This is a genomic window from Acidocella aluminiidurans (genome assembly GCF_055383125.1).
In genome coordinates, this window is sequence record NZ_AP031589.1 from 1,569,096 (window position 1) to 1,583,013 (window position 13,918).

The 13,918-nt window shown below is 60.3% G+C and carries 18 protein-coding genes and 1 pseudogene; 11 read left to right on the forward strand and 8 right to left on the reverse strand.

Annotated features, from left to right (window positions below; genetic code table 11):
* Positions 1-379: 379 nt before the first annotated feature.
* Positions 380-1,687, forward strand: a complete 1,308-nt coding sequence (locus ACZ46S_RS07945; RefSeq protein WP_464064050.1) for a hypothetical protein — start codon at positions 380-382, stop codon at positions 1,685-1,687.
* Positions 1,680-2,303, forward strand: a complete 624-nt coding sequence (locus tag ACZ46S_RS07950) for a hypothetical protein (protein ID WP_464064051.1) — start codon at positions 1,680-1,682, stop codon at positions 2,301-2,303. The genes ACZ46S_RS07945 and ACZ46S_RS07950 overlap by 8 nt, the downstream gene beginning before the upstream one ends.
* Positions 2,304-3,080: 777 nt before the next feature.
* On the opposite strand, the pseudogene ACZ46S_RS07955 reads toward ACZ46S_RS07950, so the two are convergent.
* Both ACZ46S_RS07955 and ACZ46S_RS07960 read right to left on the reverse strand, forming a co-directional pair.
* Positions 3,081-3,257 (reverse strand): annotated as a pseudogene (locus ACZ46S_RS07955) (DUF736 domain-containing protein); the annotation flags it as partial.
* Positions 3,256-4,620 (reverse strand): MFS transporter, encoded by a 1,365-nt coding sequence (locus tag ACZ46S_RS07960; RefSeq protein ID WP_464064052.1) that lies wholly within the window; start codon positions 4,618-4,620, stop codon positions 3,256-3,258. The pseudogene ACZ46S_RS07955 and the gene ACZ46S_RS07960, both read right to left, overlap by 2 nt.
* Position 4,621: 1 nt before the next feature.
* On the opposite strand from ACZ46S_RS07960, the gene ACZ46S_RS07965 reads away from it, so the two are divergent.
* From ACZ46S_RS07965 to ACZ46S_RS07975, 3 genes are read left to right on the forward strand one after another with little or no spacing between them, the layout of a single operon-like run.
* Positions 4,622-5,233, forward strand: coding sequence for a TetR/AcrR family transcriptional regulator (locus ACZ46S_RS07965; RefSeq protein ID WP_464064053.1), 612 nt, complete (start codon positions 4,622-4,624; stop codon positions 5,231-5,233).
* Positions 5,234-5,247: 14 nt separating this feature from the next.
* A complete protein-coding gene (locus ACZ46S_RS07970) occupies positions 5,248-5,940 on the forward strand; it encodes a haloacid dehalogenase type II (protein ID WP_464064054.1) in 693 nt (230 codons plus the stop codon).
* Between the two features lie 27 nt (positions 5,941-5,967).
* Positions 5,968-6,534, forward strand: coding sequence for a carboxymuconolactone decarboxylase family protein (locus tag ACZ46S_RS07975; RefSeq protein WP_464064055.1), 567 nt, complete (start codon positions 5,968-5,970; stop codon positions 6,532-6,534).
* A gap of 83 nt (positions 6,535-6,617) precedes the next feature.
* Here the strand turns inward: ACZ46S_RS07975 and ACZ46S_RS07980 are convergent, their stop codons facing one another.
* The 6 genes from ACZ46S_RS07980 to ACZ46S_RS08005 form a co-directional block, all read right to left on the reverse strand.
* On the reverse strand, positions 6,618-7,073 hold the full coding sequence (locus ACZ46S_RS07980) for a DoxX family protein (RefSeq protein ID WP_464064056.1): 456 nt from the start codon (positions 7,071-7,073) through the stop codon (positions 6,618-6,620).
* A complete protein-coding gene (locus tag ACZ46S_RS07985; protein WP_464064057.1) occupies positions 7,058-7,807 on the reverse strand; it encodes an HvfC/BufC family peptide modification chaperone in 750 nt (249 codons plus the stop codon). Before ACZ46S_RS07985 ends, ACZ46S_RS07980 begins: the two co-directional genes overlap by 16 nt.
* Positions 7,791-8,645 carry an MNIO family bufferin maturase gene (gene bufB / locus ACZ46S_RS07990; RefSeq protein WP_464064058.1) on the reverse strand — a complete coding sequence of 285 codons (855 nt, stop codon included), beginning with the start codon at positions 8,643-8,645 and terminating at the stop codon, positions 7,791-7,793. The genes ACZ46S_RS07985 and bufB overlap by 17 nt, the downstream gene beginning before the upstream one ends.
* An 11-nt stretch (positions 8,646-8,656) precedes the next feature.
* Positions 8,657-9,088 (reverse strand): DUF6789 family protein, encoded by a 432-nt coding sequence (locus ACZ46S_RS07995; RefSeq protein ID WP_464064059.1) that lies wholly within the window; start codon positions 9,086-9,088, stop codon positions 8,657-8,659.
* 67 nt (positions 9,089-9,155) lie between these two features.
* The gene (locus ACZ46S_RS08000) at positions 9,156-9,464 is read right to left on the reverse strand and encodes a BufA1 family periplasmic bufferin-type metallophore (protein ID WP_464064060.1); all 309 of its coding nucleotides are present in this window, start codon (positions 9,462-9,464) and stop codon (positions 9,156-9,158) included.
* Positions 9,465-9,555: 91 nt separating this feature from the next.
* Positions 9,556-10,380 (reverse strand): sterol desaturase family protein, encoded by an 825-nt coding sequence (locus ACZ46S_RS08005; protein WP_464064061.1) that lies wholly within the window; start codon positions 10,378-10,380, stop codon positions 9,556-9,558.
* A gap of 141 nt (positions 10,381-10,521) precedes the next feature.
* Between ACZ46S_RS08005 and ACZ46S_RS08010 the strand changes: the two genes are divergently transcribed.
* From ACZ46S_RS08010 to ACZ46S_RS08035, 6 genes are read left to right on the forward strand one after another with little or no spacing between them, the layout of a single operon-like run.
* On the forward strand, positions 10,522-10,728 hold the full coding sequence (locus tag ACZ46S_RS08010) for a hypothetical protein (protein WP_464064062.1): 207 nt from the start codon (positions 10,522-10,524) through the stop codon (positions 10,726-10,728).
* Positions 10,729-10,785: 57 nt separating this feature from the next.
* Positions 10,786-11,181, forward strand: coding sequence for a thioredoxin family protein (locus ACZ46S_RS08015; protein WP_464064063.1), 396 nt, complete (start codon positions 10,786-10,788; stop codon positions 11,179-11,181).
* 3 nt (positions 11,182-11,184) lie between these two features.
* Entirely contained in the window at positions 11,185-11,904 is a 720-nt protein-coding gene (locus ACZ46S_RS08020) for a cytochrome c biogenesis CcdA family protein (RefSeq protein ID WP_464064064.1), read from the forward strand.
* Positions 11,904-12,524, forward strand: coding sequence for a DUF6969 family protein (locus tag ACZ46S_RS08025; RefSeq protein WP_464064065.1), 621 nt, complete (start codon positions 11,904-11,906; stop codon positions 12,522-12,524). Before ACZ46S_RS08020 ends, ACZ46S_RS08025 begins: the two co-directional genes overlap by 1 nt.
* Positions 12,517-13,155, forward strand: a complete 639-nt coding sequence (locus ACZ46S_RS08030) for an RNA polymerase sigma factor (RefSeq protein ID WP_464064066.1) — start codon at positions 12,517-12,519, stop codon at positions 13,153-13,155. The genes ACZ46S_RS08025 and ACZ46S_RS08030 overlap by 8 nt, the downstream gene beginning before the upstream one ends.
* Positions 13,145-13,789 carry an NrsF family protein gene (locus tag ACZ46S_RS08035; protein WP_464064067.1) on the forward strand — a complete coding sequence of 215 codons (645 nt, stop codon included), beginning with the start codon at positions 13,145-13,147 and terminating at the stop codon, positions 13,787-13,789. The genes ACZ46S_RS08030 and ACZ46S_RS08035 overlap by 11 nt, the downstream gene beginning before the upstream one ends.
* Positions 13,790-13,918 lie beyond the last annotated feature (129 nt).

A 13,918-nucleotide genomic window follows, 5' to 3' on the forward strand; every position in this document is an offset into this window, starting at 1 on the left:
CCTACGACCGGCAAGGGTCGTCACCTGTCGGTACGGCCTGTGCCTGCCGTTGGCGGCTAATCTCATTTTCTTCACCAAAGCGGCGGACGGTGCCCACCCTGGCCGTCTAAAATATGAGACGGTCGGTATGCGCCCATGTCCGCCATAGCCGGCTCCAAGCCCCGATCCTGATAGCGGACCATCCGGGCGGTCGCGCTAAAGTCCAGGTCGGGGACAAAGCGGCCGTTACCGCTGGGCAGCTCGAACGTCCGGTCCTCCCAGAACCCGACTTTCGCCAGCGTCGCCTCTCGCGTTCGTGAAAGAGCAGCCCCATCTTGATCTAGCCTTCCTCTTGCCGTCCAAACAGAACCACGACTAGGATGGCTCGAGGGGGCTTGAAGTGACCTACAAAACAGTCGAGTTGAGCAAGTTAAACGTGAATCGAGGCAACGATCGGCACGGTGAGCTGGAAAACGAAACCGCTGCGATTGCTTGGCTGTTTACGCACCACCAACCCCAAAAGAAAAAGCTCGCTCGCGATATCGCCGACTCAGGCGGCATCTATGAGCCGCCTCTGGTCTACCCCGAAGGCCAGTCATTCATCGTCTTTGACGGTAACCGCAGAATCACATGCATGAAGCTGCTGGCCAATCCGAAGCGCGCGCCATCATCCGAGCTACAAAAGTTTTTTGCTAGCTTGAAAGCTGAATGGAGCGGGTCATTTCCGACTAAAATTACATGCCGCGTTGAAACCGATCGCGACAAGATCGATGAGATATTGTTCCGTCGCCATACCGGGAGTCAGGGTGGAGTTGGACAGGCCAACTGGGATGGCCGGATGAAAACCACCTTCGTCAACCGGACAGGCAAGGGTGGTGGCCTAAACGTCGCGGACGAAATCGAGGAGCGCCTTGCACAGGCCAATCTTCTGCCAGATCGCAAGAAAGTGCCTCGCAGCAACCTCAACCGGCTGCTGTCCGCTGAGCCGTTCCGAAACAGAGTCGGCATTTCTGCGGCTAAGGGAAAATTCCAGTTTATCCGCAAGGAAGAAGTGGTCCTGCCCGCTCTCGCCCGGATCGTCGAGGACCTCGCAAATCGCCGGATCACACTCGACGATGTTTGGGATGTTGATCGCAAATCCGATTATCTCGATGCACTTGAGAAAGAGGGCATCCTTCCGACAGCGGCAGACGCAATCGACGCCGGTGGTAAGAAAGCCGCGAAAGGAAAGGCGGAGCCCACGACAAAGCCGAAAGCTCAAAAACCTCAGCGTCGCACCCGCCTCATTCCGGATGTGGATTACGGTGTAGCGTGGTCCGGGCGTTTGCAACGACACCGCGCTATCTGGGAGGAGCTTCAGTTCAACCTCGAACTTGAGTCACATCCTAACGCCATTGCTGTCCTTTGCCGTGTCCTCATCGAACTCTCGATCGATAATTACATCAGGCAGGCGAGCCTCACGACCGTCGCCGAGCCGGAAGCGCTGGTCAAAAAGCTTGTAGGCTGCGCAGAGGACTTAGGCGCAAAAGGAAAGGTAACGAAACGCTATCTGGAGGTGGTCCGAAAGGCCCGGAACATGGACGTCATCATCTCTATCGATACCCTGAACAAATACGTTCATTCGTCGAGCCTGGCCCCGGCCCCCGATCATCTGACAGCCATCTGGGACACGTTCGCCGAGCTTATCGTTCACTGCCTCAATGAGTGAAAGCCAGACTGAGTATGTCGGTGGTGGCGAGCAGAAACCTAAGAGAGCGCGAACCCGCTTTTTGAAACGCTTTATCATGTCGTCAGACATGCATGGCTTTATCGGCCGTGTATTTGATCTCAGCATCGTCGGCATGAACTTCGACAGCTATGACGAGTTGGCACAGTACCCGGATTGCAAATGTGCGATCGACACCAATTACTGGCTGACGGGTCTGGCGCGGCGCGTTGAGTCGCTCAACATGGTTGGCGACATGCTTTGGCTTGACCCTGTGCCGAAGAATTTTCGTGATCTTGCTCTAACCCGCTATCAGTGGCTCACCGTCACCACGGACGTATTTCTGACGCGCTATATCTCTGTCATCGACTGCGCGCTCCTCTTGGTGAACGAGGTTTACCGCCTCGGTCTAGAGCCTAAAAAATGCACAGTGCAGAACCTTAAAAAGAGAGGGCTTCCAGGCGCTGTCGCGGATCACCTGGAGTTGATGCTTGACGAACAGGAGGTGCTTCGCAACGAGCGGAACAGTCGGGTCATCACGGCGAAGAACGTGAGTTCACCGACGATGATGAGACCTTCAAAGCCGCCTCACTCTTCAACGACAAGTTTCACGGCATGAAGGGTACGGATCGATATGGAAGGCGCATAAATGTTGATCGCTCGTTCAAGGAAGGCTTGGTCAGCATCCAGCGTGATTTCAATCGGTCTACGCGCCTTCTCAAGAAGCAATTAGACAATCTCTACGACCTGCTGCGGGAAGAGTTTGAGGATCATTTTGGCCCTCTGATTGCCGCGGCGACCCACGGGTTGAATGCAGGGGCGCGGAGAGACCATACCTCAGCGACGCGCAGGCCCGCGCAATAGACAAACGCTGAATGTCGGCTCCTGCTAAGATCCAACGGCCGCCTTTCCTAGGACCGCCTCCGCTAGATGAACGAATGGCCGGTTCCCGGGCAGAAGCTGCCGCTCAAAGCCCGATCGGCGAACGGCGTATTTTTGGTCGTCACCTGCCAGTGCGTCCCTGGCTGCCAACGGCAGCTTATCTCATTTTCAGCTCCAAACCGGACTGTCAGCAATCGGCCCGATCCTGCCTATAATCGGAAACATTGATGGGAGCCGCGGAATGGCAGCTTCTGGCACGAGAGCGGCCATTTTTGGAGTCACTGCGAATAGATAAATCATTTACGACCGATACTGGGCATCAATATTCGTAAGCTCTGGCACACCATGGCCAAATTACCCTGATCATTCAAAAAGTTTTTGGTGCAGCTTTTTTCAAAAAGCTGCCTCTTCCTTGCCGAAACTTCTCCGGCAGATGTCGACATGCCCCAAAGGCCCCCGCCGATTTTCATAGCCTGCCCCGCCCGGCATCGCTGGGCGGGGTTCATCGCGGTTGTTACTCGCCGTTTTGCTTGCGGCTGCGGGACCAGATCAGGGTATAGCCCTCGCCGCTTTCATCGTCGAAGAGGTTGGCATAGATCGGCGCGCTAAAGCTCGGATCATCCAGCTTGACCGAGATATAATCGCGCCCTTCGGCGGAACGTTTGGACCAGCCAGCACCCAACTCAGCCTTATGCGGTGCACCGCATAAGGCTGAGTTCGGAGAAGGTTGGATAGGCGGCGATCCAGCTGCCAGTAGCGAGCAGATTGACAAAGGCGAAGCCCAGCATGATCGCCCCGGCGCCCAGCGAGGTCACGGCGGCAAATCCCACCAGCCCCAGGGCGGTGGCAAGGTAGAAGCCACCCACCGTCCAGCTGCGCCCCACACGGTCCAGCAGCCCGGCCGCTGCCAGCCCGCCAAGGGCCGCGCCCACGCTGCCCGCCAGATAGAACAGCGGCAGCGAAGCGGGCGGCAGATGCAGCGCCGGCAGCACGACGATGGGCAGGAACGCAAACAGCCCATAATAGCCCGTGGCCTCCGCGAAATCGAGTGCAGCGCCCAGCATGAGGCGCCCCGGATATTGTCGCACCAGGCGCGAAAACTGCCCGGCCTCGCGTTTTACGCGCGCAATCACCGGCGGTGCTGAGGCCGGAATAAAATTGGTCAGCCCAGCTTCTATGCCCTCGACGATGGCTCGCGCGTCGTCTCCCCGCCCGGCTTCTAATAGCCAGCGCGGGCTTTCGGGCAGATGGCGGCGGAACCAGGCGGCGGACAGCGCCACCAGGCCGCCAATCCCAAACACCACGCGCCAGCCAAACTCTGGCGGCAACGCTGAGAAGACCAGCCAAGCCAGCAGCGCCGCGACAAAACTGCCCAACGGCCAGAAATTCAGCACCAGGGCCGCCGCCCGCCCGCGTGAGCGGCTGGGCACCAACTCGGTGATGGCGGCATTGATGGCCGAATATTCCGCGCCCACGCCAATGCCAGCAATGAGCCGCAAGGCGAGCAGGCTGGCGAGGTTTGGCGCGAAGCCCGTGGCCAATGTCGCCAGCCCATACACCACCAGACTGACCAGAAACACGCGGCGGCGGCCGAACCTATCGGAGAGCACGCCAAAACCGGACGCGCCGAGCATAAGTCCCACAAACCAGGCAGCCAGCAGCATGGACATACCATCGCTCCCCAGATGAAAGCGGTCGCGTAGAGCGCCCATCACATTGCCGATCAGCGTGACCTCAAAGGCGTCCAGCGCCCAGCCGAGGCCAAACAGCAGCACGGCCATGGTGTGAAAGCGGTTCCAGCGCAGAGTGGAAAGTGTGTCGAGTAGGGCGGTGTTGTTGGGCGTTTCCATGCCGGCTCCAAAAGAATGGCTCAAACTGTTCTTCGTTCGCGTGGAGGCAAAGGTTACAGCCTCTCCGAGAAAAATCGTAAGGGCCGAAACGTCCCGGCCTGTTTGAGGCGGCATGCCAACGACACAGCTTGTTAAAAAACGGCGAGCCGCCTCTTTTAATATATCGATCGTTCTATTATTTATAGGCTGCCACCAGGAATCCATTATGTCCCGTCCACGTGTCCTCAATGATGATGAGTTGCTCGACCGCGCCCGTGATATTTTCTGGCGTCAGGGCTATGCCGCCACGTCTCTGCGCGACCTGACAGCAGCGACCGGCCTGAGCGCCGCGGCACTATATAACCGGTTTGGCGACAAGGCCGGCTTGTTCCGCGAAGTTCTGCGCCGCTACGCCGATACCGGGCTCAGCGCCGAACGCTTGCCGCGCTTGGCGGCCCTACCAAACCCCCGTGCCGCCATCACTGGGTTTTTTGAAGATCTGCTCGCTCTGTCCGAAGCGGCGAACACGCCGTCCGGCTGCCTGCTGATCAACACCGTCCTGGATGGCGGCGCCGAGGCGCCGGAAACCCGCGCGCTCGTGCGTGAGCGCCTGGGCGAGGTGGAGGTATTTCTGCGTGCACAGATTGAGCGCGCCAAGGCCAAGGGGCTGTTGCCCGCGAGGATCGACCCGCCGGTTGCCGCAGAGGGGCTGTTCGGCACGGTGCTGGCGCTGCGCGTGATGGCCCGGCTGGACCCCGACCCGGTTCGCCTGCGCCGCCTGATCGCGGCAGGGCTGAGCCCGCTTGGCCTGTCCGTGCCTGCCGCGACTTCACCATAAACGGAGAGATGGTTATGCCCGTCCCCCTGCATGGCATTCAAGCCTGTGTGTTCGACGCCTATGGGACGTTGTTCGATTTCGCATCGGCGGCCGCGCGCTGCCCGGATATTCCCGATGCCGCCCGCGCCCCTTTGAGCGCGCTTTGGCGGGACAAGCAGCTGCAATATACGTGGCTGCGCGCCTTGCAAGGTGCCTACGCCGATTTCCGGCAGGTGACGGCGGAGGCGCTGGATTTCGCGCTGGAGACGCTGGGCCTGGCCTCGCCCGCCAGGCATGCGGCCCTGATGGCGCTCTATGACACGCTGGACGCCTTTCCCGAAGTCCCTGCGCTGCTGAAAACTCTGCGCGCGGCAGGGTTGAAAACCGCCATTCTCTCCAACGGCAAGCCGGACATGCTCACCAGTGCCATCAGCAGCGCCGGGCTGGACGGGTTGTTCGATGAGGTACTCTCGGTGCATCCGCTGCGTACCTACAAGACCGACCGGCGCGTGTACCAGTACGCGTTGGACAAGTTGGACCTGCCCGCCGCCGCCATCAGCTTTCAATCCTCCAATGGCTGGGACGCTCACGCAGCAGCGGATTTCGGCATGCAGGTCGTCTGGTGCAACCGCTATGGCCAAAAGCCCGAGCGCCTGCCTGGCCGCCCCGCCCGTGAGATCACTTCCCTCGCCGCCTTGCCCGCCTGCCTGGGGCTGGACGCTTCTTAAACCGCGACAACATCAGGAGCCTTATAAATGACTGCCGAAGCCAAACTCTCTCTGCCCGCGCTCACGCTTGAAACCGCGCCCGTGCGCGCCCGCGCCGTACTGGACACCGCCAAAGCGCAGGTAGGGTTCATTCCCAACATGTATGCCAACATGGTCAATTCCCCCGGCCTGCTGCAAACCTACCTGGATGGCTATGCCCGCTTCCGCGCTGAGTCTGGCTTTTCCCCGGTCGAGCAGGAGGTCGTATTTCTGGTGATCAGCCGGGCCAACGGGTGCAATTACTGCACCGCCGCGCACAGCATGATCGCCGACAAAATGTCCAAAGTCTCCGCCGATGTTTTGGCGGCACTGCGCAGCGACACTGCTATCAACGATCAGAAACTGGCCGCGCTCGCGACTTTCACGCAGGTCATGTTCGACACGCGCGGGCTGCCAACTGAGAAAGATCTCGAAGCCTTCCACGCCGCCGGATATACCGACCGCCATGCGCTGGAGATCATTCTCGCCATGGCGGTGAAGACGCTCAGCAATTACGCCAACCATCTCTTCCATACCGAAGTGGATGAGATGTTTGCTGGCTACCGCGTGAGCTGATTTTTGTGTTTGGGCGTGCCATGTGCACGCCCAAACACACCCATGGCAGGGAAATGCAAGGAAGTCGTAACGATAACGATCACTCACGTACTCCGTTTGCAGAAACGGGCGATCAACGCATCAAGCGACAGTAGCCCGCCGCCTTGGGAAATCAGCACCAACATCATTGCCGCCCACTGGATATGGGTTGGCCAAGCTTGTGGGTAGACGAAGATTTCGATGACCGCCGTCATCCCCAGCAGCGCCAGCGCGGCGAAGCGCGTACCCAGGCCCAGGAGCAGCAAGGGCGGCATGACCACCTCCTGCGTTACCGCCATATAGGCTGCAGAGGTGGGTGGCAGTAGCGGCACCTGATAGGAATTGGCGAACATGTAGAGCGTGGTATCCCAGTTTGAGAGATGCGTCTGTGCCGAGCTCCAGAATACCTGCGCCAATGCCACGCGGGCGGTGAGCGCCACAAGCCAGTAGGGGATGCGTCTGAATAAACCGATGACCATATCAACCAACCGGAGTGGTTGCGTCATTATCGAGGCGGACATGGTAGCTCCTCTGTTGCTTTTGGGGTGATGCCGCTGAACAAGCCGTATGAGAGCAGCAGCCCCAGGGCTTGGGCAGCTTCTTCTTCGCCGATAACGGCAAGCGCTGGGTCAAGCGGAAAGCCGCTTGCCAGTGTCAGCGCGAGATCGAACATTGCAGGTGAAAGCTCGATGATCTCTAATGATCCGCGCGGACGGAGGATGATAAGCGGGGCAACGCTGTCGTCAGGTAGTATACCGGCCAAGCGGTTATCATCTTCCTCCAGAACTGCGGCCCAAATAGCTTGCGCGTCTCGGCGTAGCGCCAGCAGCGACAGCGACGGATGGCCGATAAAACTGAAACTCTCCGGCGCGTGAACCAAGGTTTGCGGGTCGAGCGGGGGAGTTTCTGCGGCATGCAGGGCGTGATGCACCGCCCAGTCCAACCATGCTACATCGGCAAGATAAGGTAACTGTCCTGCCAATGCGCTGGCGGCCAGATAGGCGGGAAAGGCCTCGCCATAGAGATGCAGATCGGCATTACGCGGCGGTTGAGCCAAGACAAATTGCTCAGCATAGGCATCGAAACAATCCTCGCCGATCAGTTTGAGCGTTGCGGGAAAGGCAAGTTTCAGCGTCAGAATAAGATTGCCGCGCACATTATTGCGATATACCGCCAGACCATTTGGCGTTTCGTTTGTGGATATAGCCAGCAACGCCGCTTGAAATTTCTTCTGCCGGTCACGCAATGAGTACACGGTCCGCGCTCCTTGCTTGGGCGTTGAGACGGGTCTGCGCCAGTGCGGCTTCTTCCAGCAGCACACTCAGCGCGGGCAGACGGGCGTCACGCTCGATCATTACCGGACGCGGGCCGATGATACGTAGCGCCTCATCAAATAGTGCCCACACAGCCGGGGAAATCGCGCAGTCATGCGTGTCTAGCAGCAACCCTGCTGATTCGGCCTCACCGGGCATGTGACCAGCGAGATGATACTCCGCCACCGCCTCACGCGGGAGTGCCCGCAGATAGGTTTGTGCATCCCAGCCGTGGTTATGAGCGGATACGAAAATGTTGTTGATGTCGCAGATCAAGCCACACCCGGTACGGCGTGAAACTTCCGCCAAAAAATCCGGCTCGGGAATTGTTGATTCTGGAAACTGCAGATAAGTCGTAGGGTTTTCAACAAGAATCTGGCGTTTAAGCACCTCCTGCGTATGTGCCACGTTACGGCAGAAAATCTCCAGACTTTCCTCATGCAACGGCAGCGGCAGCAAATCGGCCAGATGCGTTCCGTCCGCACCCGTCCAGGCCAAGTGCTCCGAGACCAGGAAGGGGGCGATACGATCGGCCAATACCCTAAGGCGTTCAAGATGCGTGTCGTCCACGCCTGTAGCACTGCCAAGCGAGAGCCCGACCCCGTGCAATGACACCGGATAATCAGCACGCACGCGCTCCAAAACAGCGAGCGCCGGGCCGCTGAAATAATTCTCGCTGTGCACCTCCACCCAGCCGGTTGAAGGTTGCATGGCAAGAAAATCGGCATGGTGCGGCAGGCGCAATCCGATTCCGGCGGAAGCTGACGCAGGCATCTTCATATCCTTTGAAATTACGGGTGGGCGGTCGCTTGATGGCGTAGTGCGCCGTACACCCAGCCCATCTGCGCGCCAAAGATCATGTGCAACATGAGCGTCGCCACGGGTGCCATCAGCCCAAGATTCAGGCCGAACAATCCGGCACCGGCCATTGGCATGAGCACGACCATCATCATCAGCCAGGCGCCGGTGGCGAATACGATCCCTTTCAGCCAATAAGGACCAGGCAGGGAGCGGGCGAGGAAGGCGAAGAGAACACCCCAAGCAACTGTGCCGATAAGAAAGTGGGCGCACCATGCCAAAACCGCGCCGCCCAGCATATCGCCTAGCATGGCAATGACATCCAGTTGCGGCATCACGCCCATCATCTGCTTCATGAGCATCAGCACGGAAAGCGTGATGGTGGCGGCAAAGCCGGCGATCAAGCCGCTCGATACTTTGTTCATGATAAACTCCTGTGTCCGGGTATTGGAGGCAATGGCGCCGCCTTTGGGGGCAGACGCCGTGCCAAAATTACGAGGCTTTGCCCGGTGTCAGGGAACCGCCGGCGATCTTCTCGCAATCGCCCTGCGGCAGCAGCACGAAGGAAGCAGGGTCGCGCGCCATCGTCGCCTGCCCCGCGCAGGAATGGGTGCCGGCGGCACAGTCATTTCGCCCAATGGCGTTCACGCCATAACATTTCTGCAAATGCTCGGCGGCCATCTTCGCCTTGTTGGCTTGCTGCTGGGGGGACATGGTCTGGGCGGAGGCAACAACCGGCGCTGCGGCGGCAATGCCGATAGCGGCGGTGAGAATTTTGGCGGTCAGGTTCCGGCGATCCATGAATTAACTCCTTGCTGAGGCGCAGCCGCAAACAGGCTGCATCTCATTGTTCGCGGGCAAGGAAGCAAAGGTTACAGGCTGCGCAAAAATATTATTCCGTATCAGCCGAAGATGCGGCGGGGGCATGGAATGGCTGCATCAACAGCGCCGTCAGCCGCGAATCTCCCGGCGCGCGGAATAGCTCTAATCCTATGTCCATGGCCCTATGCCCCAGCTTGGGTTGGGCGCGGTAGGTGCCGAACAGCCGGTCCCACCAGGGCAGATTGAAGCCGTAATTGCTGTTGGTCTCCGCGCGCAGCACGGAATGATGCACGCGGTGCATGTCCGGCGTCACGACCAGTAGGCGCAGCAGCCGGTCCAGCCGCACTGGCAAAGCCAGGTTGCTATGATTGAACAGAGCCGTGGCGTTGAGGATGATCTCAAACAGCAGCACCGCCAGAGGCGGCACCCCCAGCGCGAGCACCACAGCCATTTTAATCAGCATCGAGAGCATGATCTCAAAGGGATGGAACCGCGCTCCTGAGGTCACGTCCAGATCGAGATCGGCATGATGCATACGGTGCAGCCGCCAAAGGAGCGGTATTTTGTGGAACACCACATGCTGCGCATAAATCGCCAGATCCAGCGCCAGCAAAGCCAGGATGATTTTCATCCAGCCGGGTAGCGCCACCAGGTTCAACAGCCCCCAGCCACGTTGTGCAGCCCATAGCGCCACGCCCAGCGCCACCACGGGGAAGGCCAGCCGCACAGCCAGCGCATCCACCAACGCGATGCCGAGATTGCCGGGCCAGCGGCGTAACCTTGGCTGTGTGCGCACCCGGCGCGGCCAAGCTGTCTCTGCGCCCGCCAGCAGTGCCAGCAGACCGAGTGACAGCCCAATCCGAAGATGGGCTGCCTCAGCGAGAACCGAAGACATCGTACGCTTTCATGAGAGCAAATTCGGAGGCGATGAAAAAATATTCAAGTCACCCTGTAACCTTGCCGCGCCTGAACACGAACAGCTTCATAGCGGCATTCGGATGGTCCGGCGCCGCCCCACTGAAAAAGGATATCCGCAATGAAGTTCAAAGCCTCCATGCTCACCTTGGGTGCCGCTGTTTCACTCGGCGGGCTTGTCGCCGCCACCACACCGATGCTCGCCCGCGCGGCTTGCGCTGGACAAAGCACAGCGAGCTGTGCGGGCAAAACCGGCGCGTGTGCGGGTAAAACGGGCGCTTGCGCGGGCAAGACCGGCGCCTGCGCGGGTAAGTGCAAAGCCAATTAATGCCTCCCGGACGCGGGGCGACATCCCGCGTCCTTATCTTTTACCCGGAGAAAAACCATGACCAGCCAGGCTTTGCTTAGCGCCTTTTGTGGCATTGCCCTACTCGTAGCGCCGGCCGCCCGCGCCGCCACCATCAAGCCCTATACCCAGGCTGCTTACAACGCGGCGCTGCAGAACGGCACGCCGTTGGTGGTACATGTTGAGGCGAGCTGGTGTCCAACATGCAAGGCTCAGCAGGAGGTTTTGAAGAGCCTGGAAACCGACCCGCGCTATGCGAAGGTGGAAATCCTGGATGTGGATTTTGACGCGCAGAAGCCCGTGGTTCGGCAACTCCATGTGCAGATGCAGAGCACGCTGATTGCCTACCACGACGGCACGGAAGCCGCGCGCGTGACCGGTATCACCTCCAAGGCGGATATCGAGAGGCTGCTGAATTATGCTGTGAAGGGCTGAGCCATGTTCGCCGCCGCAAGTTTCGCATTGCTGGCAGGGTTGCTGTCCACGCTCTCGCCTTGCGTTGTCCCCGTACTGCCGTTGGTGTTGGGCGCGGCAGCTTCGGCGCACAAAGCTGGCCCCCTGGCATTGGCGGGCGGCGTGGCTCTGGCTTTTACCGCATTAGGGCTGTTTGCCGCGACACTGGGCTTCTCGCTGGGGCTGGATCTCAGCACCTTCCGGCTTCTGGCGGCGGTGCTGCTTCTGGCGCTCGGCCTGTTGCTGCTCATTCCCCGCGCGCAAACATGGCTCGCAACGGCGGCCGGACCGTTCGGCAACTGGATGAATAGCCGGTTTGGCGGCCGGACGGGCACAGGCTGGCGCGGGCAATTCGGCATCGGGCTGTTGCTCGGCAGCATCTGGACGCCCTGTGCCGGGCCAACCCTGGGCGCCGCGACCCTGCTCGCCGCTCAGGGAAGGGATTTCACGCAGGTGCTGGCCGTAATGCTGGCCTTTGGCATTGGCACGGCCCTGCCGCTGCTGGGGCTGGGCATCCTCTCCCGCGCCACGCTGCAGCGCCTGCGTGGCGGCATGATGGAGGCTGGCAAAACCGGAAAAGCTCTGCTCGGTGGCGGGCTGGTGGCGGTGTCATTGCTGATGCTCACAGGGCTTGATCATCCGCTCGAGACGCTGCTCACCAACGCCTCCCCCGTCTGGCTCACCTCCATCACGGCGAGGTTCTGATGGAGACCTTGAAGGAGCACGCGCAAGCCGCTGTCGAACTGGTCTCAGCTCTGGCTGAGATGGAAAATGCGGGGCGCAACATCGTCACTACCCTGCTAGACGGCGCGGACTTCCTCGCACTTGAGCATTACCCGCCCGACGATGTGCGCGACCCGGAAACGAATGCGCATTATTATTTCCACGCCCATCGCGGGAAGGTGGAAAGCGGGCATATTCATTGCTTCCTACGCGATGCTGAGAATAAATTGACCCATGTCGCCGCCATCGGGCTGGACCAGACCGGCCGTCCAGCCCGCATGTTCACCACCAATCTCTGGGTCACGGCGGACGTTTTCACGCCGGCTGAAACTTTGATCGAACAATTGCCTCGCATGAACTGGTCCGCCGCCCCTGGTCCCAAACCCGTGAACCGGGCGCTCGGCGCCTTATTCATGCTGTACCGCCGTGAGATCGCGGCACTTCTGCGCCGCCGCGATGCGCGTCTGGCGCGCTATGCCGCTACCATTGCGCCAGCCAATCCTTTGCAGGATGAGCGGCTCGAGATCCTCAGCACGGCGCGGATCAATCTGCCGGTCACGCTGGCACGGCTGCGCGCCACATTGGCACTGACCGATGAATAAAGCCCTCATCGATTGGCATCTGGCGGCTTACCCGGTAGCGTTGCCCGTGACGAGAGGGCGGATGGCAGAGGAAGACCCCAATTGGCGGATCTGGATGGCGGCGGCGCAAGCCGGGGATCAACGCGCCTATACCGCCCTTTTGACCGGAGCACTGCCCTGGCTGCGCCGCCGGGCACGGGCGCGCTGGCCGGACTCCAGCACCGCCGACATTGAAGACATGGTGCAGGAAACACTTCTAGCTCTGCACCAGAGCCGCCACCTCTATGATCCGGCGCGCCCTGTGCAGCCTTTTCTGTTCGGCATTCTCAAGCTGCGTGGCGCGGAAATTCGCCGCCGCCGCCATCGCCACACCGGCCGCGAGACGGCGCTTGAAGACATGCCCGCAGATACCAGCGCATTGATGACACATGGGACACAAGAGCATGACGCCGAGCAGGCGGGGCTGCAAAAAGCCCTGGCCAGCTTGGGCGAGCGTGATCGGCAGGTACTTGGCTTACTTAAAATCCGCCAGCTTTCACTGAAGGAGGCCACGACCGAAACCGGGATGAGCGTGGCGGCGTTGAAAGTGGCATCGTTTCGAGCCGTGCAGCGGCTGAAACAGGCCCTAAGAGGGGGCGCAGATGAAGAGTGAGGATTTAATCGCGCAGTTGGCGCGGGACGTGGCGCCGGTTCGCAGGTTGCCTTCACCAGGCGCGCTAATGGCGCGTTGGCTGTTGGTCACCCTGCCGGTTTTGGCGGCCGTCACGCTGATGATGGGGCTGCGTCCGGGCATTGTCGATCTGCTGATGCAACCGCGATTCATGCTAACCGAAGGGCTCGCCGCGGCCACGACCGTGATTTCCGCCTACGCCGCCTTCTGCGCCGGTCGCCCGGACCAACCAGCGTGGAAACTCTTCATGCCGGTGGCGGCGTTTGTCGTATGGCTGGCTGAGTTGGGGCGGCAGTGTTTCGTGCTCTCGGTGCAAACAAACGGCGCCGCGCTTGTGTTGCATGCTGACTGGCTGTGCGTGCCCGCCATCGCCATGACCGCGCTGGTCCCCGCCGCGGCTATGGTGTGGCTGCTGCGCCGTAGCGCCAAATTCCGGCCCGCTCATGCCTGCTTGTGCGGCACCATGGCGGCGGCGGCCGCCGCCGAACTCGTTCTCCCGCTGTTCCATGCGGCTGACACGATGATGATGGTGCTGGTCTGGCAGATGGGCAGCGTTGTGCTATTCACCATGCTCGGGGCGGCGGCGGCGAGGCTGGGGCTAAACACATTTGGATAGAGCATGTTCTACCTCTTGCGCCGAGGAGTTGCCGCTGGCCTTAGCGTTTTGAGAAGCTGATGAGTAGTCGGCCACATTCAAGCGGGGCCAAGCCCCTGATTGCGCCCCCGCAAGGGGTGCGCTTTTTGG